The sequence below is a fragment of the Actinophytocola algeriensis genome (genome assembly GCF_014203735.1).
GTDB lineage: Bacteria > Actinomycetota > Actinomycetes > Mycobacteriales > Pseudonocardiaceae > Actinophytocola > Actinophytocola algeriensis.
The window spans coordinates 354028-376194 of sequence record NZ_JACHJQ010000007.1; the positions used below are offsets into that span (position 1 = coordinate 354028).

The 22167-nt window shown below is 70.5% G+C and carries 20 protein-coding genes; 7 read left to right on the plus strand and 13 right to left on the minus strand.

Features of this window, described 5'->3' with window-relative positions:
* Positions 1 to 13 precede the first annotated feature (13 nt).
* Positions 14 to 421, plus strand: a complete 408-nt coding sequence (locus FHR82_RS32945) for a secondary thiamine-phosphate synthase enzyme YjbQ (RefSeq protein WP_184814497.1) — start codon at positions 14 to 16, stop codon at positions 419 to 421.
* Here the strand turns inward: FHR82_RS32945 and FHR82_RS32950 are convergent.
* Positions 405 to 1439, minus strand: coding sequence for a YhgE/Pip domain-containing protein (locus tag FHR82_RS32950; RefSeq protein WP_184814498.1), 1035 nt, complete (start codon positions 1437 to 1439; stop codon positions 405 to 407). The genes FHR82_RS32945 and FHR82_RS32950 overlap by 17 nt on opposite strands.
* Positions 1440 to 1558: 119 nt before the next feature.
* On the opposite strand from FHR82_RS32950, the gene FHR82_RS32955 reads away from it, so the two are divergent.
* Complete coding sequence (locus FHR82_RS32955; protein ID WP_311771382.1) at positions 1559 to 2242, plus strand: HAD family hydrolase; 684 nt, start codon at positions 1559 to 1561, stop codon at positions 2240 to 2242.
* An 82-nt stretch (positions 2243 to 2324) separates the two neighbouring features.
* Here FHR82_RS32955 and FHR82_RS32960 read toward each other — a convergent pair whose 3' ends face one another.
* Positions 2325 to 4073, minus strand: coding sequence for a proline--tRNA ligase (locus tag FHR82_RS32960; protein ID WP_184814499.1), 1749 nt, complete (start codon positions 4071 to 4073; stop codon positions 2325 to 2327).
* A gap of 68 nt (positions 4074 to 4141) precedes the next feature.
* Positions 4142 to 5116 (minus strand): S-methyl-5-thioribose-1-phosphate isomerase, encoded by a 975-nt coding sequence (mtnA, locus tag FHR82_RS32965; protein ID WP_184814500.1) that lies wholly within the window; start codon positions 5114 to 5116, stop codon positions 4142 to 4144.
* Between the two features lie 32 nt (positions 5117 to 5148).
* Between mtnA and FHR82_RS32970 the strand changes: the two genes are divergently transcribed.
* From FHR82_RS32970 to FHR82_RS32980, 3 genes are all read left to right on the plus strand, one after another.
* Positions 5149 to 5508 carry a VOC family protein gene (locus tag FHR82_RS32970; protein ID WP_184814501.1) on the plus strand — a complete coding sequence of 120 codons (360 nt, stop codon included), beginning with the start codon at positions 5149 to 5151 and terminating at the stop codon, positions 5506 to 5508.
* Positions 5509 to 5718: 210 nt separating this feature from the next.
* Positions 5719 to 6693, plus strand: a complete 975-nt coding sequence (locus tag FHR82_RS32975) for a serine protein kinase RIO (RefSeq protein WP_376706462.1) — start codon at positions 5719 to 5721, stop codon at positions 6691 to 6693.
* Positions 6694 to 7389: 696 nt separating this feature from the next.
* On the plus strand, positions 7390 to 8739 hold the full coding sequence (locus tag FHR82_RS32980; protein WP_225944111.1) for a DEAD/DEAH box helicase: 1350 nt from the start codon (positions 7390 to 7392) through the stop codon (positions 8737 to 8739).
* A 631-nt stretch (positions 8740 to 9370) separates the two neighbouring features.
* Here the strand turns inward: FHR82_RS32980 and cobA are convergent.
* Positions 9371 to 10570 (minus strand): uroporphyrinogen-III C-methyltransferase, encoded by a 1200-nt coding sequence (gene cobA / locus FHR82_RS32985; protein ID WP_184814502.1) that lies wholly within the window; start codon positions 10568 to 10570, stop codon positions 9371 to 9373.
* A 40-nt stretch (positions 10571 to 10610) separates the two neighbouring features.
* On the opposite strand from cobA, the gene FHR82_RS32990 reads away from it, so the two are divergent.
* Positions 10611 to 11165: a thioredoxin family protein gene (locus FHR82_RS32990; protein ID WP_184814503.1), complete on the plus strand. Its 555-nt coding sequence runs from the start codon at positions 10611 to 10613 to the stop codon at positions 11163 to 11165.
* 37 nt (positions 11166 to 11202) lie between these two features.
* Here FHR82_RS32990 and FHR82_RS32995 read toward each other — a convergent pair whose 3' ends face one another.
* From FHR82_RS32995 to FHR82_RS33030, 8 genes are all read right to left on the minus strand, one after another.
* Complete coding sequence (locus FHR82_RS32995; RefSeq protein ID WP_184814504.1) at positions 11203 to 12003, minus strand: S1 family peptidase; 801 nt, start codon at positions 12001 to 12003, stop codon at positions 11203 to 11205.
* A 175-nt stretch (positions 12004 to 12178) separates the two neighbouring features.
* Entirely contained in the window at positions 12179 to 13420 is a 1242-nt protein-coding gene (locus FHR82_RS33000) for a bifunctional cobalt-precorrin-7 (C(5))-methyltransferase CbiE/decarboxylating cobalt-precorrin-6B (C(15))-methyltransferase CbiT (RefSeq protein WP_184814505.1), read from the minus strand.
* Between the two features lie 57 nt (positions 13421 to 13477).
* On the minus strand, positions 13478 to 14749 hold the full coding sequence (locus FHR82_RS33005; RefSeq protein WP_184814506.1) for an ABC transporter substrate-binding protein: 1272 nt from the start codon (positions 14747 to 14749) through the stop codon (positions 13478 to 13480).
* Positions 14750 to 14791: 42 nt separating this feature from the next.
* Positions 14792 to 15823: a branched-chain amino acid ABC transporter permease gene (locus tag FHR82_RS33010; protein ID WP_225944110.1), complete on the minus strand. Its 1032-nt coding sequence runs from the start codon at positions 15821 to 15823 to the stop codon at positions 14792 to 14794.
* 92 nt (positions 15824 to 15915) lie between these two features.
* Positions 15916 to 16812 (minus strand): branched-chain amino acid ABC transporter permease, encoded by an 897-nt coding sequence (locus FHR82_RS33015; protein WP_184814508.1) that lies wholly within the window; start codon positions 16810 to 16812, stop codon positions 15916 to 15918.
* Positions 16809 to 18578: an AMP-dependent synthetase/ligase gene (locus FHR82_RS33020; protein WP_184814685.1), complete on the minus strand. Its 1770-nt coding sequence runs from the start codon at positions 18576 to 18578 to the stop codon at positions 16809 to 16811. Before FHR82_RS33020 ends, FHR82_RS33015 begins: the two co-directional genes overlap by 4 nt.
* Before the next feature lie 128 nt (positions 18579 to 18706).
* Positions 18707 to 19477 (minus strand): ABC transporter ATP-binding protein, encoded by a 771-nt coding sequence (locus tag FHR82_RS33025; RefSeq protein ID WP_311771383.1) that lies wholly within the window; start codon positions 19475 to 19477, stop codon positions 18707 to 18709.
* 61 nt (positions 19478 to 19538) lie between these two features.
* Positions 19539 to 20342 (minus strand): ABC transporter ATP-binding protein, encoded by an 804-nt coding sequence (locus tag FHR82_RS33030; RefSeq protein WP_184814509.1) that lies wholly within the window; start codon positions 20340 to 20342, stop codon positions 19539 to 19541.
* Positions 20343 to 20489: 147 nt separating this feature from the next.
* On the opposite strand from FHR82_RS33030, the gene FHR82_RS33035 reads away from it, so the two are divergent.
* Positions 20490 to 21644 (plus strand): 8-amino-7-oxononanoate synthase, encoded by a 1155-nt coding sequence (locus tag FHR82_RS33035; RefSeq protein WP_184814510.1) that lies wholly within the window; start codon positions 20490 to 20492, stop codon positions 21642 to 21644.
* Between the two features lie 43 nt (positions 21645 to 21687).
* Here the strand turns inward: FHR82_RS33035 and FHR82_RS33040 are convergent, their stop codons facing one another.
* A complete protein-coding gene (locus FHR82_RS33040) occupies positions 21688 to 22125 on the minus strand; it encodes a GNAT family N-acetyltransferase (protein WP_311771384.1) in 438 nt (145 codons plus the stop codon).
* Positions 22126 to 22167 lie beyond the last annotated feature (42 nt).

Genomic DNA, 22167 nt, shown 5'->3' on the forward strand with positions numbered 1-22167 from the left:
AGCTAATGGCGGCATGGAGACCACCGAGATCGAGGTGCGGACCGGCGGCCACGAGGTCGTGCGCGACCTCACCGGGGACTGCGAGGAGTTCCTGTCGTCCGTCGGCGCGGCGGACGGGTTGCTGAACGTGTGGGTGCCGCACGCCACCGCGGGCATCGCGGTCATCGAGACCGGCGCGGGCAGCGACGACGACCTGCTGGCCGCGCTGCACGACCTGCTCCCAGCCGACGACCGCTGGCGGCACAAGCACGGCTCGAAAGGCCACGGGCGGGACCACGTGCTCCCCGCACTGGTCCCGCCCTCGACCACCGTCCCCGTCGTCGGCGGCCGGCTCGCGCTCGGCACCTGGCAGTCGATCTGCCTGGTCGACACGAACGTCGACAACCACACGCGGAAGGTGCGGCTCAGCTACCTGAGCTGACCAGCTCCCGCGACTGTGCCGGCGCCTCCGCCTGCTGCCGCCGCCCCGGCCAGACCATCACCACGAGCCCGACGACCGCCATCGACGCGAGGACGAGCATCCCGGTCCGCACGTCCGGCGCGTCCGGCGTGCCCTGCAGGAGGCTGCGGAGGCCTTCGGTGGAGAAGCGGAACGGCGTCCACGACCACAGCAGCGTGCGGTAGGCCGGGTCGAGCATCTCGGGCACGGCCCCCGCGACCGCCGGGGCGAGCAGGTACATCGGGCCGAGGATCGCGGCGGCACGCAGGTGGAGCAGGCGCAGCAGGGCCCCCTGGACCGACGCGAACGCGACAGCGGTGAGCAGCAGGAAGCCGAGTACGTCCCAGCCGAGGGTCAGCGAGGAGTCCCAGAGCTTCAGCAGCCCGGCGACCGCACCGGTGGCGAGCACGCTGACGGACAGGACGAGTGTGAGCCGTGCCCCTGCCCTGGTGCGTACTCCCGGCTTGACGACGAGCAGCCCGAACGCCATGGCCGCGACCAGGCCACCGATCCACAGGAGCGCGCTGGCGGCCAGCGGCGCGGTCCGGCCCGCGGTGCTTACGGCGTGCAGCGTCTCCACCTTGGGCGGCGCCACCTGCACGTTCTGCTGGGCGAGCGCACCCGCGAGCCCCTGCGCGGCGCCGGTGAGCACCTGCTGGGCGACCTGCGTGCCCTGCGGGTTCACGGCCCCGGACGTGACGATCGTGAGCGCGGGACCGGCGTTCAGCTCGAGGATCCCGTAGATCTCCTTGTCGGCGAGGAGGTCCCTCGCCCGGGCCGGATCGGTGACCTGCCATTCGACGGCGTCCCCGCCCTGACCTGCGATCCGCTCGGCGGCCGCACCGAGCTGGGGCGGCGCGTCCCGCGGTACGGCGACCGCCAGTGGCAGGTGGTCGGGCGCGACGGTCGCCTGCGCGCCGAAGGTCAGGAACCCGAGCACCGTGGCGACGACCGCCCCCACGAGCCCCAGCCCCACCGCGACCGTGGTCGGGTTGCGCATTTTCTACCCCTCGATTCATCGTGCGTTGAATTTGGTGCCGACGGTACGCCTGTCCCGCAACGTGGGTCAACTGCCGTTGAATTGCAGGGTCTGTCGGTGGTCCGTGTCACGATGGCCGGGTGAGAACGCTCGTGCTGTGGGACATCGACCTGACCCTCGTCGACTACTCGGGCGTCGGGAGGCGCTGGTACGCGGACGCGCTGGCCGAGGTGGCCGGGGTGCCGATCACGCACCTGCCGTCGTTCCCCGGCCGGACCGAACGGTCACTGGCCCGTGAGTTCCTGACCGCACACGGGTTCGAGCACTCGGACGAACGGGTGGAACGGTTCTTCGCGGCACTCACGGCGCTGGCGGAGCAGGACCGACCTTCGCTGCCCAGCCTGGGCCGTGCGCTGGCGGGCGCGCAGGAGATCCTCTCGGAACTGTCGACGCGCTCGCATGTGGTGCAGTCGCTGGTGACGGGCAACCTGCCGGTACTGGCCGGCTACAAGCTGGAAGCGTTCGGCCTGCACCACCACATCGACTTCGAGATCGGCGGCTACGGCTCACTGTCCGAACACCGCCACGACCTGGTCGAGGCCGCCATCGCACAGGCGAAGTCCAAACACAGCACCGATTTCGAGTCGGTGGTCGTCATCGGCGACACGCCCCACGACGTCGCGGCGGGCCTCCACCACGGCACGACGACCGTTGGCGTGGCCACTGGCCGGTACACAGTGGAGGAACTGTCGGAGTCGGGCGCCCATGTGACGCTTCGGGACCTGTCGGACACCTCAGCGGTGGCGAAAGTCCTACTGGCGTAAGGCTTCTGACGAACGCCGGCACAGGCGGTCAAGCGAAAGGGCCGCCGGGCGAACAACACCCGGCGGCCCTTTCGACACTCCGTCAGCCGCGCACCAGTTCGGTCAGATGCGCCACCACGTCACCGACCGCGACCTCGGTCCGCTCCCCCGACCGCCGGTCCTTGACCTCGACGACCCCGTTGGCGAGCCCGCGCCCGACCACCACGATCGTCGGCACCCCGATCAGGTCCGCGTCCGCGAACTTCACCCCGGGCATCGCCGTCCGGTCGTCCAGCAGCACGGTCAGACCCGCCGCGTCGAGATCGGCCGCGACCTGCTCGCCGCCCGCGCGGATCTCGTCGGTCTTGCCCGCGATCACCACGTGCACGTCGGCGGGACCGATGCCGCGCGGCCAGATCAGCCCGTGGTCGTCGTAGGACTGCTCGGCGATCGCCGCCACGAGACGCGACACCCCGATGCCGTAGGAACCCATGGTGATCCGGATCGGCTTGCTGTCCGCGCCGAGCGCGTCGAGCGAGAACGCGTCGGCGTACTTGCGGCCCAGCTGGAAGATGTGCCCGATCTCGATGCCGCGCGCGGCGACCAGCGTGCCCTTGCCGTCCGGCGAGGCGTCGCCCTCGCGGACCTCGGCGGCCTCGATCGTCCCGTCCGGCGTGAAGTCGCGTCCGCACACCAGGTCCACCACGTGGTGGTCGGCCTTGTCAGCACCCGTCACCCACGCGGTGCCGGTGACGACGCGAGGATCGACGAGGTAGGTGACCCCGTTGTCCTGCAGCGCCTTCGGCCCGATGTACCCCTTCACCAGGAAGGAGTGCGCGGCGAAGTCGGCCTCCTCGAGGATCGCCACCTCGCGGGGCTCCAGCGCGGCCTCGATGCGCTTCATGTCGACCTCGCGGTCACCCGGCAGCCCGACGGCCAGCAGCTCCCACTTGTCCGCACCGGGCGCACGCGTCTTGAGCAGCACGTTCTTCAGCGTGTCCGCGGCGGTGAACTCCCGGCCGAGGTCCGCCTTGTTGAGGAACGTGACCAGCGTCTCGATCGTCGGCGTGCCGGGCGTGTGGTGCACCTGTGCGGCCGGCTTGCCGTCGACCGGCTGCGCGGCGGGCACGGGCGTCACCACGGCCTCGACGTTGGCCGCGTAACCGGACTCCGTGCTGCGCACGAACGTGTCCTCACCGGTCTCCGCCTCGGCGAGGAACTCCTCGGACGCGGACCCGCCCATCGCGCCGGACGTGGCCGACACGATCACGTACTTCAGGCCGAGGCGGTCGAAGATCTTGATGTACGCGTCGCGGTGCTTCTGGTACGAGTCCGCCAATCCGTCATCGGACAGGTCGAACGAGTACGAGTCCTTCATGAGGAACTCGCGGCCGCGCAGGATGCCCGCACGGGGCCGCGCCTCGTCCCGGTACTTCGTCTGGATCTGGTAGAGCACGACCGGGTAGTCCTTGTACGAGGTGTACTCACCCTTCACGGTGAGTGTGAACAGCTCCTCGTGCGTCGGCCCGAGCAGGTAGTCGGCGTTCTTGCGGTCCTTGAGGCGGAAGATGTTGTCCCCGTACTCGGTCCAGCGGCCGGTCGCCTCGTAGGGCTCGCGGGGCAGCAGCGCGGGGAACTGGATCTCCTGCCCGCCCATCGCGTCCATCTCCTCGCGGACGACGCGCTCGATGTTCCGCAGCACCTTCAGGCCGAGCGGCAGCCAGGAGAAGCCGCCCGGTGCCACCCGGCGGACGTACCCGGCGCGCACCAGCAGCCTGTGGCTGGGCACCTCGGCGTCCGCCGGATCCTCACGCAGCGTGCGCAGGAACAGCGACGACATCCTGGTGATCACGGCAATTCTCCTTGTACGGGAAACGTGCGGCAAAGGGTAGTGAACGACCCCCTGCCAGCGCAGGCGGGTTATGCGAGCCGCTCACCGGTCGCCGGCCGCACGAGCCGGTCCTCGGTCACGATCGCGGTGACGAGGTCGGCCGGGGTGACGTCGAACGCGAGGTTCAGCGTCGGGGTGTCCGGCAGGCCACCCAGTATCTCCCGGCCGTCGCGCACCTCGATCTCGACGTCCGCGCCGGACGCGAGCGCCGGGTCGACGGTCGACTCCGGAGCCGCCACGAGGAACGGCACACCGGCCCGTGCGGCGGCCAGGGCCAGCGGGTACGTGCCGATCTTGTTGACCACGTCGCCGTTCGCGGTGATGCGGTCCGCGCCGACCACCACGGCCTGCGCGAGTCCCCTGGCCAGCACGGTCGCGCCCGCCGAGTCGACGACCAGCGTGTGGGCGACGCCCATGTCGGCCAGCTCCCACGCGGTGAGCCGCGCCCCCTGCAGGAGCGGGCGGGTCTCGTCGACGTAGACGTGGCGCAGCAGGCCGCGCAGGTGCAGCGACCGGACGACGCCGAGCGCGGTGCCCCACTCGACACACGCGAGCGCGCCCGCGTTGCAGTGCGTCTGGATCGCGATGGGCCCGTCGACCTGGGCGGTCAGCCAGTCCGCGGCCCGCTCGCTCAGCGCGCGGTTGCGTGCGGCGTCGGATTCGAGGATCTCCAGGGCGGCCGTGAGCACGGCGTCCCGGCCGTCCGGCAGCGCCGCCAGGGCCTGGTCGACGCCCCAGGCGAGGTTCACGGCCGTCGGCCGCGCGGCCCGGAGGGCGGCGATGTCGCGGTCCAGGTGGGCGGGCTCGCCGAGGACCGCCATGGCCGTGCCCAGCGCGCCCGCTACTCCGAGTGCCGGAGCTCCCCGAATGGCGAGTCGCTGGATGGCGTCGACGAGCCGTTCGACGGTGAAGATCTCCAGGACGACGACCTCGCTCGGTAGTTTCGTCTGGTCGATCGCCACGATGTGGTGATCCTGCCAATCAATGGTCCGCACGAGCCCCATTTTTGTCGGTGGTCGCCCGTAGCGTGCGCCGCATGAACCTCAACCTCGGCGGCATCACCATCGACAGCTCGAATCCGCGCACGCTGGCGGAATTCTGGACGCAGGCTCTGGGCCTGCAGATCGCGTTCGACGCGGACGGTGAGTTCCTGCAGCTCACCTCCTCTGCCAACCCGCAGCAGCCGTACCTCGGGTTGCAGAAGGTGGCGGAGCAGCGCGCGGGCAAGAACCGCGTACACCTCGACTTCGCGACGGACGACAGAGAAGGCGAGCTCAAGCGCCTGGAGTCCCTCGGCGCGACGGTCGGCGCGACACACGAGATGCCCGGCCTCACGTGGACGGTCTTACAGGACCCCGAAGGCAACGAGTTCTGCGTGGGCTCGGCGCACAGCTGAGTTAATCGGTTGCGACACGGCAGCGGGCTCTGAGAAACTGCGTGCCGTCGTTGAAGCACGCCGGTCGGTGACCGGCGGACATGAGGGAGGTGCCGGATGGCCAACAAGGTCGCCTGGACGTGGCACGCCCTCGTCCGCCCGTCCCACTGAGAGTCGTCGCAACGCGCCTTGGTGGGGCGCTCACATCCTTTCTCTGAGGAGTACCCACCAGTGCGCATGCACGATTTCGAAGACTTCCTGGACGACGAGACCCATTACGAGGAACGCCGCTCCCGCCCACGCAGGCAGAAGCGCGACGACGCCGATTCCGATCCCGTACAGACCCGCGCCGGCCGGCTGACGGAAGAAGAACGCATCCGGCTGGCCGCGGTACGCGACAGCGCACAGACCGGCCCGCCGCTGCCCGATGGCGCCGACCGCTGGTCCACGTGGGACGACGCCGAACAAGGCCCGCGCCCGAGGCCGAGCTGGGTGGTGACCGAACTGGCAGCGGCCGACAGCGAGTTGGGAGTACTGAAGACGGGCAAGGAAGCAGACGTCTACCTGATCCAACGGGCGGTGCCGGACACCTCCCGTGGCTGCATCATGGCCGCGAAACGCTACCGCTCGAACGAACACCGGATGTTCCACCGCGACGCTGGCTATCTGGAAGGCCGCAGAATGCGCCGCAGCCGAGAGATGCGCGCAATGGCCAACAGGACGGCCTTCGGCCGCAACCTGATCGCGGAACGGTGGGCGGTGGCGGAGTTCGCGGCGCTGTCGCGGCTGTGGTCGATAGGCGCCCCGGTCCCGTACCCGGTGCAACGCAGCGGCACGGAGCTGCTGATGGAGTACCTGGGCGACGACGACGGCACCGCCGCTCCCCGCCTGGCGGAGCTGCGGCCCACGGGCGAGGAGCTGGAAGCGCTGTGGCACCAACTGACTGACGTCCTGTCCCTACTGGCAAGCGAGGGCGTGACCCACGGCGACCTGTCGGCCTACAACATCCTGGTCCACGAGGACAGGCTCATGTTGATCGACCTGCCACAGATCGTCGACCTCGTCGCCAACCCAAGGGGCCTGGAGTTCCTGACAAGGGACGTGGCGAACGTGGCGAACTGGTTCATGTCCAAGGGTCTGCCGGAAGACAAGGCAAACCCGGCAGCACTGACAGAACACCTGATAGAGACGGCAGGCCTGGACTGAAGCCCACCCCGGGGGAAGGGCCCCCGCCGGCCGACACCCAGTCGGCCGGCGGGGCAACCCAACACGCCCACGCCCGCTTCGTTGTCCAATCCCGCATCTCTTTCGTCACACGTTCCGCGCAGCACCTCGACTTGTGCGCGCCTTGTCCCTCGCTCGCATGTCGCTCGCCACGTTCGTCCCCCGGCTCGCCGGCTTTCACCCGATCGGCGCGTCGACCCTGTCTCCCCTCGGCCACCGCGGCTCGCCCCGTCCTCGCCACGACACACGGGCCCGGCCGAGGTCCTGTGTCGAACGTCATGATGTGGCTCCCGATCCGCCGCGGGGGAATCAAACCGGTGGTCCGGCGGTTCCTCCAGGAGACGGGCGCCCAGGCCCCATGGCCCGTCCTGGCAGGTGGCATGTCGTGCCGCGCGCCGTGAGACGACGGGGTCGAGTAAGATGAAGATCGCACCGCGAGCGGACCCTGTGCCGCTCCCCAGCCCGGCGGAGATGCGCCGGTTCGGCAAGCGGTGACCACCACGCACTTCGGCGCAACGTGCGCCGGGCTCGTCCGTGCCCCTGGACACCAGGGTTCTCCGAGACGCGCCAAGTCCCGAGAGGACCTTTGTGACGACCATGCACAACCGGTCGGCATCCGCCGGCCACCGCTCACGCAAGCCCCGCAGCCGAGTGAGCACGCCCCGTCCGCGTGTCGACATGCACACGTCGGCACTGGACGAGATCCCCACCAGCACCATCCCCGACATCGACACGTTCGACGAGCTGGGACTGCCCGCCAGACTGTCCACGGAACTGGAGCGTGCCGGCATCACCAAGCCGTTCCCGATCCAGGTCGCGACGCTGCCCGACGCCCTTGCCGGCCGTGACGTCCTGGGCCGTGCCCAGACCGGCTCCGGCAAGACGCTCGCGTTCGGGCTCGCACTCCTGTCCCGTCTCGAAGGCGGCAAGGCCCGCCCGAAGCACCCGCGCGCGATCGTCCTCGTGCCGACGCGTGAGCTCGCGATGCAGGTCAGCGACTCGCTGGCGCCGCTCGCGAAGGCGCTCGGCCTGTGGTGCCGCACGGTTGTCGGCGGCATGTCGTTCCCGAAGCAGTCGGACGCGCTCCGTCGCGGCGTCGACCTGCTGATCGCCACCCCCGGCAGGCTGTCCGACCACGTCCGCCAGGGCACCTGCGTCCTGGACGAGGTCGCGTTCACCGCGATCGACGAGGCCGACCAGATGGCCGACATGGGCTTCCTGCCGCAGGTCCGCGCGATCCTCGACCTGACGCCCAAGGGTCAGCGGATGCTGTTCTCGGCGACGTTGGACGGTGACGTCCAGCAGCTCGTCTCCCGCTACCTCACCGACCCGGTGACGCACTCGGTGCAGTCGGCGAAGGCCAGCGTGACCACCATGGACCACCATGTGCTGCTGGTGTCCAAGGAGGACAAGCCCGCCGTGGTCGCGGAGATGGCCGCCCGTGAGGGCCGCACCATCATGTTCCTGCGCACCAAGCACCACGTGGACCGCCTGACCGCGAAGCTGCGCTCCATGGGCGTCCGCGCAGGCGCACTGCACGGCGGCAAGACCCAGGGTGCCCGCAACCGGGTCCTCGGGGACTTCAAGGAAGGCTCCCTTCCGGTCCTGGTCGCGACGGACGTGGCGGCCCGCGGCATCCACGTCGACGGCGTGAGCCTCGTCGTGCACGTCGACCCGCCCGCCGACTCGAAGGCGTACCTGCACCGCGCGGGCCGCACCGCGCGAGCGGGCGAGTCGGGCACGGTCGTCACGGTGGTGACGCACCAGGAGCGCCGCACGGTGTCCCGCATGACCGAGCAGGCAGGCGTCCGCCCGACGAGCACGAAGGTCACCCCGGGCGACGACGACCTGGTCCGCATCACGGGCGCCCGCGTCCCGAGCGGCGAGCCGATCGTCGAGCAGGAGCAGTCGAAGCGTCCGCCGCGTGCACGCAGCGCAGGCGGCGGCGGCTACCGCGGGCAGGGCAACCGCAACCGCGACCGCTTCAACCCGCGCCGCGGCCGCTCGGAACGCAGCCGCGACCGCTGATTTTTCGTACGATGTCGGCCCCCGGCTTTCCAGCCGGGGGCCGACGCGTTTCCGGGCCGTGGCCTCCGGCCCCCTCGAACCACGCTACCGGCCACCACCGACAGAAACGGACGTCGGCGAACGAGGCTGTGGACAACCCAGCTCTTCTGACCGAACCACTGGCAGCACGACACGCCTCACCGCAGAAACCCCTTGACGACGCGCCATCACCAAAGTTGGACGGCGGGCATGGCTGCGAACAACCTCCGCAGGGCCCCGGCGAGCGGGCACGACTGCCCAGGACGGAACGGCTGGCGACGCGCGGCCGCCGATGCCCAGTCTCCATCGGGTTGCGCCGCAGGCAATGCAGTCGAGCGCGGGATAGGGGCAATCGCCTGGTTTCCAACGCTTCGAGCCACGCCCGTCTCGCGCGCCGGACAATCCGGGCAATCAGCCCCGTGATCGGACGCCTCGGACAACCGGACCGCCAGCCCGTGGCTGGCCTCCGGCCCCCCGGATCCACATTACCTTGTGGGGGCGACAAGTTCGGGTGTTCGTCCGGCCGCTGTGGACAACCTCGTTGGCTGTGGACAACTTCCCGGGAATGTCGGTCCTCGTTGCTACGCAGGGAGTCGGGGGCCGGAGGCCGTCCTCAGTCCGCCAGCGCGGTCACCGGGCCGATCACCACGATCGCCGGTGGGCGGATCGCTTGTGCCGCAACCTCGTCCGCCAACTTGTCCAAAGTGGACCTCACGACCCGCTGGTTCGCCGTCGTCCCTTCCTGGATCACCGCTGCCGGGGTGTCCGCGGCCCGGCCGCCGTCCAGCAGGGCCTTGGTGATCGGGGCTATGCGTTCCACCGCCATCAGCAGCACCAGCGTTCCCCGCAGCGCGGCCAGTGCGGGCCAGTCCACCAACGACGTCGGGTGGCCCGGTGGGACGTGGCCTGACACCACCACCACTTCGTGCGCCACTCCCCGATGGGTCACCGGCACTCCGGCCACCGCGGGCACGCCGAACGCCGACGTCACGCCCGGTACCACCGTGACAGGGACATCCGCCGCGGCGCAGGCCAGCAGCTCCTCGAAACCGCGGCCGAAGACATAAGGGTCGCCGCCCTTCAGGCGGACCACGAAACGGCCTGCGCGGGCGTGGGTGATCAGCAGGTCGTTGATCGCTTCCTGGGAGGCGGCCCGGCCGTACGGGAGCTTCGCCGCGTCGATCACCGTCACCGACGGGTCCAGCTCCTCCAGCAGCGCGGCCGGAGCCAGGTGGTCGGCCACCACCACCTCGGCGAGCCCCAGGAGGCGACGGCCGCGGACGGTGATCAGGTCCGGGTCGCCAGGGCCGCCGCCGACCAGGGCGACACCCTGCGGGCGCGTGCCTTCCACGTGGACCGCGCCCGCCCGCAACGCCGACAGGAGGCCGTCGCGGACCGTGGCCGAGCGGCGGAACGCACCGCCGGCGAGAACGCCCACGAGCAGACCGTCGTGGTTGCCGGTCGCGGGAGTGACGGCGGTGCCCGCGGCGCCGTCGTCGGCTCGGACACAGAACACGCGCCGCCGTTCGGCTTCGGCCGACACCGACTCGTTCACCGGCTTGGAGGACGTGCAGCACAGCACGTACCAGGCGTCCGCCAGGTCGCCGTCCGCGTAGGGACGTTCGTGCCAGGTCACCGCACCGGACGTGGCCATGGCCTCGACCGACGGCGTGACCGACGGGGAGATCACCTCCACCCGCGCCCCCGACGACACCAGCCTCGGCAGCCTGCGCTGCGCCACCGTCCCCCCACCGACGACGACCACGCGGCGGCCTGCCAGGTCCAGTCCGGCCAGGTAGTGCGACTCACTCATGGCCGACAGCATGCCCCACGCACGTCGGTATCGTCGGGTCATGGTCGCCACACCCTCGACGATGGCCCCGCTCGGCAGCGCCGCCCCGGCGTTCGCCCTGGCCGAGCCGGACGGCACCACCTGGACCTTCGACGGGATCGCCGGGCCGCGCGGCACGTTGGTCGCGTTCGTCTGCAACCACTGCCCGTACGTGAAACACATCGCTCCCCACCTCGGCGCGCTCGCGGCGCGGTGGCGGCAGCGCGGGCTCGGCGTGATCGGGATCAACCCCAACCCGGACCACCCCGACGAGACGCCCGAGCAGATGGCCGTCAACGCCACGGCCTGGCGGTGGACGTTCCCGTACGTCTCGGACACCGAGCAGTCGGCCGCTGGGGACTACCGTGCCGCCTGCACGCCGGACTTCTTCCTCTACGACGGGGCGAACCGACTCGTCTACCGGGGGCGGTTCGACGCGGCGCGGCCCGGCAACGGGGTACCGGTGACCGGTGACGAGCTGGGTGCGGCCGTCGACTCGGTGCTCGCCGGCGAGGAGATCGAGGTCGGGCAGCTGCCGAGCATCGGGTGCTCCATCAAATGGAAGGACCGCCCCTGACACGCAGGAGCGGTCCTTCCGAACGAGAAGACGAACCTCAGCCGATCTGCCCGGACAGCTCGTCGTAGAACGCGGAGACCCGGCCGTACACGCCGTAGTAACCCGGCTCGGCGCACCCCTGGCCCCACGACACGATGCCGATCAGCTTGCGGGTGCCGTCCGCGGCCACGCCCACCAGCGGACCGCCGGAGTCACCCTGGCAGCTGTCCTTGCCGCCCTCGGCCAGGCCGGCGCACACCATGGAGGCGGCGTCGTACTGGTCGGCGTAGGACTCGGTGCACGCCGCGTCCGACACGACCGGCACGTCGACCTTGCGCAGGGTGTCCGAGGTGGACCCGCTCTCGGTCGTGCCCCAGCCGAGCACGGTGCTGTTCGCGCCCTCCGCGTACAGCGCCGAGTCGTCCGGCCCGGCGATCGCGATCGGCGTCTCGGTGAGCGACGCGTCGAGCGTCAGCACCGAGGCGTCGTTCTGCAGCGCGCTGGAGTTCCAGGCCGGGTGGATCCAGATGTCGGTGACACCGGCGGTGGTGCCGCCACCGGCCGACAGCGATGTCTGGCCCGCGACCACCTGGATGTCCGCGGGCGAGCTGCCCTCGGTGCAGTGGGCCGCGGTGAGGACCTTGTTCGGCGCGACGATGGTGCCGCCGCAGAACTGGAAGCCGTCCGGCGTGGTCAGCGCCACGGCGAACGGGTTCTCCTCGATGGTGGTCTCCTCGCCACCGATGATCATCGGCGTGACGTCGTCGGCGGCCGCGGTGGCCGTGCCGGCGATACCAGCCGTTGCGAGAGCCGCTGCGGCAACCCCGATCAGGCGTAGCAGGCGCCTTGCCTCAGCCATGCCTCTTCTCCCTTGTTCAGGCTCGTTGTGCCCACGAGCTGACTTATGGTTACTCGGCGGTCACAAGCTGCCACAACGGGAGAAGGTCGTAGGCCATCTGGGTGAAACTGATCGTCAACAGGGCGCTGACCAGCGGATTCATCCGGCGGGACCGCGACCCGACGAACGGATGGACTTACCGCCGCACACCCCACAGCAGCAGCGATGACGTGGCCGTCTCCACCGCGGCGCCGCCGCTCGCGAGGCCCTGCAACGGCGCCGCGGACAGCAGCCTGCCGTCGACCGCGTAGCCGCCGTCGACGAGTGCGTCGCGGGCCGGGCCGACGCTGCCCAGCTCGTGCACCTCGATGACGACGCGGGTCGCGCCTGCCGTGGCGCAGGTGCGCACGACGTCGCCGCGGGCGGTCGCGAGGAAGACCCCGTCCGGCCGCGGCAGCCCGGTCAGGGCGGCCGGGACGGGACCGTCGACCAGCCGCAGGTCCACGCCGTGGCGCCGGGCGTTCGCGAGCAGCCGCACGCGCAGTCCCGCGTCGGGCTCCACCGCGATCACCGCGGCACCCATGCGCGCCGCCTCGATGCCGATCGCGCCGGAGCCGGCCATGACGTCCCACACGAGCGCGCCCGGTCGTGGCGCGAGCTTCGCCAGCGCCAGCGCGCGCAGCTCCGGCGAGCCACCCGTGTCGTCGTGGTGCGCGAACGCGTCCGACGCCAGCGCCCACCCGTCGGCGGGCGGACCCGGCTCGCCACCGGCCAGCCAGCCCGGCGCGCCCACCCGGTCCAGATCGGACAGGCACAGGACCACGTTCGGGGCGCGCCAGGTGCGCGCCACCGCCTCCGCGGGATCCACGATGGACAGTTCCTCGGCCGGGCCGCCGACGTCCTCGAGCACCACGAGCGTCCTGTGCCAGCCCCCGAGCGCGGCGGCCAGTTCGGCGGGACCGGCGTCCGGTCCGGTCAGCACGCCGACCGCGGGCCGGGCCCGGCACACGTTGACCGCCTTGCGGAACGCGCTGCCGTGCGCGCTGACCACGCTCACGTCGTCCCACGGCCGCTGGATGAGCGCCGCGATCCGCTGCACCCCGGTCACCCCGGGCAGGCACTCGGTCGGCAGCCCGCGGTCCCGCAGTGCACGCAACACACCGAAGTACCCCGGGTCACCGGGCACCAGCACCACCGCGGGCTCCCCCGCCGCCACCGCGGCCGCGAGCGCGTCCAGTGCGGGCGCGGGCAGACCCGGTGCGCGCGGCACCTCGATGGTGCGTGGCGCACCGGGCCCGTTGCCTGTTCCCGCCGCGGCGAGCACCGTGTGCAGCGCCGCGTCGAACCCGACCACCAGTCGCGCCGCGGCGAGCGCCGGATCGGCGCCGCACGGGAGGTGTACCCCGGCGAGGCCGATCAGGGTCACGGTCGCCGCCATGGTCCAATTCGACCACGATCCGGCCTGCCGCGCGGCGAATGTTCGGACTGTTCGTTATCAGAGATCTGCTTTTTTGAACTCGAACTCCTTCGCGGCGTCGGAGGAGAAGTTGTACTTGACCTTCGCGAGGCCGAAGGGCTTGCTCGGGTCGACCTTGAAGACCGTGCTCGACCTGGGCGGATTCCGGTCCTCGGTCGCGCCGTACCGGTAGTCGCCGGTGAGTCCGTCGAACGTCACGGTGTCCAGCTCATTCGACGCGCGCAGAATTCCTTCGCGGGACAGGTCGCCCAGTTCGACGGCTTTCTCCAACACCGCCGTCATCGCACGGGCCTGGTTGTAGCCGAACGCGAAGTAGTAGTCCGGTTCCTGGTCGGACGCGTACTGCGTCGCGTCCGCCACCATCTGGGTCATGCCGGGCACGGAGTTGTCACCCCATTCGGTGCCCTCGGACACGATCAGCACCGACTGCTGCATGTACGGCGCCACCGCGGACTTCGCGAGCGCACCCGTGTAGCTCGGCGACTGCCCGAACCACTGCGGCGCGAACCGGGCCTGCGCGGCGGTGCCCCAGATCTTCGCGGCGTCCGACGGCGTGGCGACGAGGAACACCACCTGGCAGCCCGCACCGGCGAGCGCACCGATCTGGCCCGCGTAGTTCTCGGTGCCCACCTTGAACTTCTGCGTGTTGGTGACCGTGAACCCGTACTTCTCGGCCGCGAAGTCGATGCCCTGCTGGCCCGCCTCGCCGTAGACGTCGTCCTGGATCATCGTGCAGATCCGGTCGCTCGTGGTGCCGCCGCCGTCGGTGAAGTGGTACTCCATCGCGTTGATGGCCTGCACCTGGTACGGGCCGCCGACCGGGAGCAGGTTCTCCTCCCGCACCCACAACGCGTCCAGCGACGCCGGCGCGGCGAGGATCTTGTCGGTCTTGAGCTGTGGCAGCACGGCCAGTGTCGGCGCGGTGCCGAGCACCTGGGTGAACGCGACGACATCGCTCTTGATCTTGTTGTACTTCTGGACCGCGATGTCGGTCTTGTACTGGGTGTCCTCCTGGACCAGCTCGACCTTGTACTTGCCCGCGACGCCGCCCTTGGCGTTGAGCGCCTCGAACCACACCTCGTTGCCCGCGGTCAGCGGCTGCCCGATCACCGCGACCGTGCCGGACAACGGGGTCAGCACGCCGAGCTTGATGGTCTTGCCGTCGAATCCCGCGGTGTTGCCCGGCGCTCCCGCCGAGCCGCCGCCACCGTCGTCGTCCTCCCCCGCACCGCCGCAGGCGGCGAGGACCAGTGTCAGGCCCAGTGCCAGCGCGGCAATTTTGCGCGTCATCTGACGCCTCCGTTCTTCATTGGATCGCTTCGCTCTCTTGCGTCAGTAGGAAAAGGGCCAGGCTTTGAAGTAGGCCTTGACCCGGAACCAGATGCCCGCGAGCCCTCTGGGTTCGAAGACGAGGAACAACACGATCAGCAGGCCGAAAATGGCCTGGTTGAGCGCGAACACGGAAATGAACCCGTCGCCGCCGGCCTCGGTGGCGACCCCCGGGATGGCGGAGCTGTACTCGTCGATGAGCGCGGGCAGCGCCCCGACGAAGATCGCGCCGAGGATCGCCCCAAAGATCGTCCCGAGACCGCCGACGATGATGATCGCGATGTACTGGATGGACAGCAGCAACGTCCAGTCGTCCGGGCTGACGTGCTGCTGGTAGGAACCGAAGAGCGCGCCTGCCATGGCCGCGATCGCGCTCGACACCACGAACGCGCCGATCTTGTACCGGCCCGCGCGCACGCCGATGACCTCGGCGGCCTGGTCGTGGTCGCGAACCGCGCGCAGCGCCCGGCCGGGCCGGGTGCGGACGAGGTTCTTGGCCAGCAGCGCGATGATCGCGACCAGTGCCCAGACGAGCCAGAAGTACCCCTGGTTGCGGGAGTAGTTCTCGCCCGCCAGCTCGAGCGCGCCGAGGTCGACGGGCCCGACAGTGGCCTCCGCGCCGACGGACGTGCCGTTGTTGCCGCCGGTGACGTCCCGCAGGTTCCGCCACAGGTGTTCGCCGATGAAGATCAGCCCGAGGGTCACGATCGCGAGGTAGTGGCCCCGCAGGCGCAGCGCGAACGGCCCGATGAGCCCGCCGAGCACGGCACCGATCGCCGCCGACGCGAGCAACCACACCGGCAGCGGCAGGCCGAGGTCGCCGCCGACGACCGCGGCCGCGTAGGCACCCGCGCCGATGAAGAACGCGTGGCCCAGCGAGATCTGACCGCAGTAGCCGGTGAGGAGGTTGAGCCCGATCGCGCCGATCGCGGTGATCCCGGAGTAGATCAGGACCGACAGCCAGAAGTCGTCCCGCACCACGGTCGGCAGGACCAGCAGGGTGGCGAGCATGAGCCCGAGCCCGACCTTGGACATGGGCGAGCCGAAGAGGCGCAGGTCCTGCTCGTAAGAGCGGACCAGATTACGATGTGGCTTGCCCTGTGCCCGGTTCGTTCCGCGAGCTCCGCTCATATGCGCCTCACGTCCTTGGTGCCGAGCAACCCGTACGGCCGGATGAGCAGGATCACGATCATGAGCAGGTACGGGACGATCAGCGACACGTTCGCGCCCGCCCACGAGAACAGCTGGTCCTGGTAGCCGCGGGTCAGCGCCTCGGCGAGGCCGATGATCACGCCGCCGAGCACGGCACCCGCCGGTGAGTCGAGGCCGCCGAGGATCATCGCCGGGAACGCGGCGAGGGCGATGAAGCTGATCGACGGCGACAGCCCGCCCGGTCCGGCGGCCAGCGTGATGCCCGCGAGCGCGGCCAGCGCGGCGGCGATGGCCCACGACGTGGCGTAGACGCGGCGGGCGCTGATGCCCTGCGCCAGCGCGGCTTCCGGGTCGAAGGCCGTGGCCCGCATGGCCAGTCCCATCCGGGTGTACCGGAAGAACAGGAAGAACGCGACGACGACCGCGGCGGTGATGCCGATGGTCCACAGGTCGCGCACGCCGAGCACGAGCCCGCCGACCTCGACGGTCTGGATGTTCCACGGGTTGGCGAGCGGCAGGTTGTCGAACCCCCAGATCGCGGTGATCAGCGGTTCGATGACGAACAGGAGCCCGATGGTGATCATGATGACGGCGAACGGCGGCTGGCCGACCATGCGCCGCAGCACGAGCCGTTCGACGCTCGCGCCGACGATGGCGGCGGCCGCGCACGCGAGGAGGATCGAGACCGCGAACGCGATGGCGAGGTTGTCGGCGAACGTGTAGCCGAGGTAGGCGCCCAGCGCGAGCAGGCCGCCCTGCGCGAAGTTGATGACACCGGTCGACTTGTAGATGACGACGAACCCGAGCGCGACGAGCGCGTAGGTGGACCCGAGTGCGAGCCCCGCGAACACGTTCGTGAGAAAGGTGGTCACCGGTACATCGCCTCGATCTCGGGTGCGAAGCGGTGTTCGAGGGCTCTGCGTTTCACCTTCTGCGTCGCGGTCAGCTCGCCGTCCTCGTGGTCGAGCTCCTTGGCTATCAGCGTGAAGCGCTTGATGCGTTCCACCTGCGCCAGTTCCTCGTTCGCCGCTGCGACCACGGCGTCGATCAGGCCGTGCACCTCGTCCTTCGTGGTCAGGTCGGCGTAGGTCGTGTACGGGATGCCCTTGCGGGACGCCCAGTTGCCGACCGTGTCGAGCTCGATGCCGATCAGCGCCGTCAGGTACTTGCGGCGGTCGCCGATCACCACCGCCTCCCGCACGTACGGGGACACCTTCAACCGGTTCTCGATCTCCGACGGGGAGATGTTCTTGCCACCCGCGGTGATGATGATGTCCTTCTTGCGGTCGGTGATCCGCAGGAACCCGTCGTCCGCCAGCTCACCGACATCGCCCGTGTGCAGCCAGCCGTCCTCGTCCACCGTGGACTTGGTGGCGATCGGGTCGTTGAGGTAGCCCTGGAACACACCCGCAGAGCGGGTCAGAATCTCGCCGTCCGGCGCCAGCCGCACCTCCACGCCCGGCAGCACCGTGCCCACCGAGCCGAGGCGGATGTCGTCGGCCGGGGTCAGCGTGCAGATCGCCGTGTTCTCGGTCTGCCCGTAGCCCTCACGCACCGGGATCCCGATGGCCCACAGGTACTCCAGCACCTGCGGCGCGATCGGCGCGGCCCCGGACAGCGGCACCCGCACCCGTGCCATCCCGAGTTTCTCCCGCAGGGCACGGAAAACCAGCACCTCGCACAGACCAGCCACCACGCGGGCGGGCACCGGCAGGCGACCCGCCATCCGGCGCGGGGCGAGGCGCCTGCCCTGGCGCAGACAGGCCCGGTACAGCAGGCGTTTGAGCCACGACGCGTCCGACATCCGGATCTCGACCGTGGCCAGCATCTTCTCCCAGACCCGTGGCACGCCGAGGAAAACCGTCGGCTGCACGTCCCGCAGGTCGTTGGGGAACGACGGGCCGCCCTCCCCGAAGTTCACGACCGCGGGCACCCACACGCCGTCGATCACGGAGATCAGCCGCTCGGCCACGTGGCACAGCGGCAGGTAGCTCAGCACCTCGTCGCCCTGCCGCGTGCCCAGCGCCACCGCCGTCTCGCCTGCCGCCACGAGGTTCGCGTGGGAGATCATCGCGCCCTTCGGCGGCCCGGTCGTGCCGGACGTGTACACCAGGATCGCGGTGTCGTCGGCGTCCAGCGCGCGCACCGAATCCTCGTACGCCGCGACGAAGTCGGGGGTGTCCTTCTCGATGTCGGCGAACGTGAGCACCTCCTCGCGCACGCCGCGCGGGTCCATCACGACCACGTGCCGCAGCAGCGGGAGCCGCGAGCGGACCTCCAGTGCCTTGTCCAGCTGTTCCTCGTCCTCGGCGATCAGCACCGACGCCTCCGAGTGCGCCAGCACGTACTCCACCTCGGCCGCCGGGGACGTCGGGTACACACCGACCGAACACGCGCCGAGCCCCTGCACCGCGAGGTCGGCGATCACCCACTCCGGCCGGTTCTCCGCGTGGATCGCGACCCGGTCGCCGGGGCCCACCCCGAGCAACCGCAGGCCGCCCGCCACGTTCGCGACCCGCCGCGCGTACTCCGCCCACGTCCACTCGCGCCAGATGCCGCGGTACTTCTCGCGGATGGCGACCTCGTCCGCCCGCGTGGTCGCGTGTTCCAGCAGGCGGGCGCACAGGGTGGGAGCCAGAGGTTGATGATTCGCTCCGCGAGCTCCGCTCTGGTGCCGATGATTCGCTCCGCGAGCTCCGCTCTGGTGCCGATGATTCGCTCCGCGAGCTCCGCTCTGGTGCCGATGATTCGCTCCGCGAGCTCCGCTCATGCCGCACCGCCGAGGTACGCCTCGACCACCTTCGGGTCGTGCTGGACCTCCTCGGGGGTGCCCATGGCGATGGGTGTCCCGAAGTCCAGTGCCAGCACGCGGTCCGCGAGGTCCATCACGAGCCGCGTGTCGTGCTCGACGAGGATCATCGCGAGGTCCAGCTCACGGCGGACCTCGACCAGGTACCTGGCCATGTCCTCGGTCTCCTCGACGTTCATGCCCGCCACCGGCTCGTCGAGCAGCAGCAGCGTCGGCGACATCGCCAGCGCCCGGCCCAGTTCCGCGCGTTTCGCCACGCCGTAGGGCAACAGGCCGGCCGGGATGCGGCGGTAGGGCTCCAGTTCCAGCAGCTCGACGATCTCCTCGCACGCCGCCCGGTGATCGACCTCCTCGCGCTTGGCCCGTCCCCACCACGCCATCCCCGCGAGCATCCCGGTGCGCATCAGGTGGTGGCGGCCCAGCATCAGGTTCTCGATGAGCGTGAGCTGCTCGAACAGGCCGAGGTTCTGGAACGTCCGCGCGACGCCCATGCCGGCGATCGTCGCCGGTGAGCGGCCGTTGACCCGTTGTCCCGCAAGGGTGATCGTGCCGCGCTGTGGGCGGTACACGCCGTTGAGGCAGTTGAAGATCGACGTCTTGCCCGCGCCGTTCGGGCCGATGACCGCGAACAGCTCACCTCGGCCGACGGTGAAGCTGACCCCGTTGAGGGCCGTGACGCCACCGAACCGCAGCGTCAGGTCCCACACGTCGAGAAGAGGCTCGGTCACGCCGTCCCCTCGCAGGCTCGGTCACGCCGTTCGTCGGCGTGGTTCGCTCCGCAGGCTCCGCTCACGCGCTCCATCGCTTCTTCCTCCGGTAGCTCTTGACCTCGGCGAACGACCGTCGTCCCGAATCCGGTGTGGATCCGAGGTAGAACTCGCGGATGTCCTCGTCGTCCAGGAGCTCGGCGGCCGGGCCGTCCCGCACGACCTTCCCGACCTCCAGGACGTAGCCGTAGCTCGCGATGGACAGGGCCATCACCGCGTTCTGCTCGACCAGCAGCACGCTCGTGCCCTGCCCGTTGATCTGCACGACGATGTCGCGGACCTGCTCGACCAGCCGCGGCGCGAGTCCCAGCGACGGCTCGTCCAGCAGCAGGAGCTTCGGACGGGCCATCAGCGCGCGGCCGATCGCGAGCATCTGCTGCTCGCCACCCGACAGGTAGCCCGCCGTGCCGCGGCGGCGCTGCGCGAGCAGCGGGAACAGGTCGTAGACCCTGGTCACGTCCTCGCGGTACTCGGCGCGCTTCCTGGAGTGGCCGCCCGCGCGCAGGTTGTCCTCGACCGACATCTCGGCGAAGATCCGCCGCCCCTCCATGACCTGGGCGACGCCCCTGCGGACGACGTCGGCGGGGTCCGCGCCGGTGAGGTCGTCGCCCCCGACGGTCACCGTGCCCTTGGTGATCTTGCCGCGGTGCGCGACGAGCAGGCCCGTGACGGCGCGGAGCAGGGTGGTCTTGCCCGCGCCGTTGGCACCGAGGAGCGCCACGATCGAGCCGTCCGGTACGTCGAGGGACAGGCCGCGGAGGACGAGTACCACGTCGTCGTACACGACCTCGAGGTTGTTGACCGACAAGACCGGCACCGTTGCCATCGCCACTCCGTGGTTGTGACGTCGATCACGCCAGAACCGGACGGTAACCGGCCAAATCGGTCCGGGCAAGGATCATGCCGAACCGTTACCCACCGGCCCGCGAGGCCACGAACCGCCCTCGATCCACGGGGTGTCAGACTCGACGCCGTGACCTCGGTTTTCGACTGGCTCGACACCCGCGCGGACGAGCGCCGCCGGGCAGGCCTCGCCCGGCGGCTGCACCCCCGCCGCGTCGACTCCGACCTGCTGGACCTCGCGGGCAACGACTACCTCGGCCTGTCCCGCGACAAGCGGGTCACCGGCGCCTCGGCGGCCGCGACCCTGCGCTGGGGCGCCGGTTCGACCGGGTCGCGGCTGGTCACGGGCACCACCGAGGCGCACATCGAGCTGGAGCACGAGCTCGCGAAGTTCTGCGGCGCGCAGGCGGCGCTGGTGTTCTCGTCGGGCTTCACCGCCAACCTCGGCGCGGTGACCGCCCTGTCCGGCAAGGGCTCGGCCATCGTCACCGACGCCTACCTGCACGCCTCACTGATCGACGGCTGCCGCCTGTCGGGCGCGGACGTGGCGGTCATGAAACACGGTGACGTCGCGGCCGTCACGCACGCGTTGAAGACGCGCCGCACCGAGCGTGCACTGATGGTGACGGACTCGGTGTTCTCAGTGGACGGTGACCTCGCCCCGCTGCGCGAGCTGCACGAGGCGTGCCGCGCCAACGGCGCGGCACTGGTGGTGGACGACGCGCACGGCCTGGGGGTGCTGGGCGAAGGTGGTCGCGGTGCCGTGGCGGAGGCGGGCCTGATCGGCGAGCCGGACGTGGTGACGACCGTGACGCTGTCGAAGGCACTGGGTGCGCAGGGTGGCGCGGTCCTCGGCCCGCGACGGGTGATCAAGCACCTGGTCGACTCGGCGCGGAGCTTCATCTTCGATACCGGTCTTGCCCCGTCGAGCACGACGGCCGCCCTGGCGGCGCTGAACGTCCTCAAGGAGGAACCCGCGCTGCCGGAGAAGGTGCGTGAGGTGGCGCTGACGTTCTCCTCCCGGCTGCGCGAAGCGGGCCTACGGGTGACCGACCCGGCCGCGGCGGTGGTGTCGGTACTCGCGCCGACCCCGGAGCAGGCGGTTCAGTGGGCGGACGACTGCCGCGCGTCCGGTGTGTGGGTGGGCTGCTTCCGCCCTCCGTCGGTCCCGGACGGCGTGTCCCGGCTGCGGCTGACCGCCCGCGCGGACCTGTCGGACTCCGACATCGAGCGCGCGATCGAGGTCATCGTCAAGCACGCGCCCAGCGCGCCTCCCCGCACGTGAGGTTCCGCGGGCCGGCGGGCGGCCGCCGCCGGTGCGGCGATCCTCATGGCACCAGCGCGGCCCGGCGCATCGTCTGGTGTTCGATGCCGTCTTCCAGGTAGCGGTCACCTTCTGCGACGAAGCCGAACCGGGCGTAGAAGTCCAGGGCGTACGTCTGGGCCTCCAGCACCGCTTCCTCGTCGCCGACGACCTCCATCGCCGCCTTCATGAGCAGGGCGCCCAGCCCGCCGCCCCGGGCGGACAGTGGGGTGCAGACGCGGCCGATGCGGTGTGTGCCGTCTGGGTCGCGGAGCAGGCGCAGGTAGCCGAGGACCTCGCCGGCCGGTTGCCACCAGACGTGCACGGTCGTCGGCAGCAGGTCGCGGCCGTCCAGTTCGGGGTACGGGCACTCCTGCTCGACCACGAACACGTCCACCCGCAGTTTGAGCAGCGGGTACAGCTCGGCCGCGGTGATCTCGTCGCCCTTCGCGGAGTACAGCACCACACCTGGATATCAGATCCACGCGCCACCGGTGCCGTCACC

Excerpts from the sequence above, each read along its gene's own strand:
- FHR82_RS32950 (WP_184814498.1), bottom strand. The coding sequence starts at position 1,439 with ATGCGCAACCCGACCACGGTCGCGGTGGGGCTGGGGCTCGTGGGGGCG.
- FHR82_RS32990 (WP_184814503.1), top strand. The coding sequence starts at position 10,611 with ATGGTCGCCACACCCTCGACGATGGCCCCGCTCGGCAGCGCCGCCCCG.
- FHR82_RS33000 (WP_184814505.1), bottom strand. The coding sequence starts at position 13,420 with ATGGCGGCGACCGTGACCCTGATCGGCCTCGCCGGGGTACACCTCCCG.
- FHR82_RS33010 (WP_225944110.1), bottom strand. The coding sequence starts at position 15,823 with ATGTCCAAGGTCGGGCTCGGGCTCATGCTCGCCACCCTGCTGGTCCTG.
- FHR82_RS33005 (WP_184814506.1), bottom strand. The coding sequence starts at position 14,749 with ATGACGCGCAAAATTGCCGCGCTGGCACTGGGCCTGACACTGGTCCTC.
- FHR82_RS32970 (WP_184814501.1), top strand. The coding sequence starts at position 5,149 with ATGAACCTCAACCTCGGCGGCATCACCATCGACAGCTCGAATCCGCGC.
- FHR82_RS32980 (WP_225944111.1), top strand. The coding sequence starts at position 7,390 with ATGCACACGTCGGCACTGGACGAGATCCCCACCAGCACCATCCCCGAC.
- FHR82_RS32995 (WP_184814504.1), bottom strand. The coding sequence starts at position 12,003 with ATGGCTGAGGCAAGGCGCCTGCTACGCCTGATCGGGGTTGCCGCAGCG.
- cobA (WP_184814502.1), bottom strand. The coding sequence starts at position 10,570 with ATGAGTGAGTCGCACTACCTGGCCGGACTGGACCTGGCAGGCCGCCGC.
- mtnA (WP_184814500.1), bottom strand. The coding sequence starts at position 5,116 with ATGGGGCTCGTGCGGACCATTGATTGGCAGGATCACCACATCGTGGCG.
- FHR82_RS33030 (WP_184814509.1), bottom strand. The coding sequence starts at position 20,342 with ATGGCAACGGTGCCGGTCTTGTCGGTCAACAACCTCGAGGTCGTGTAC.
- FHR82_RS32945 (WP_184814497.1), top strand. The coding sequence starts at position 14 with ATGGAGACCACCGAGATCGAGGTGCGGACCGGCGGCCACGAGGTCGTG.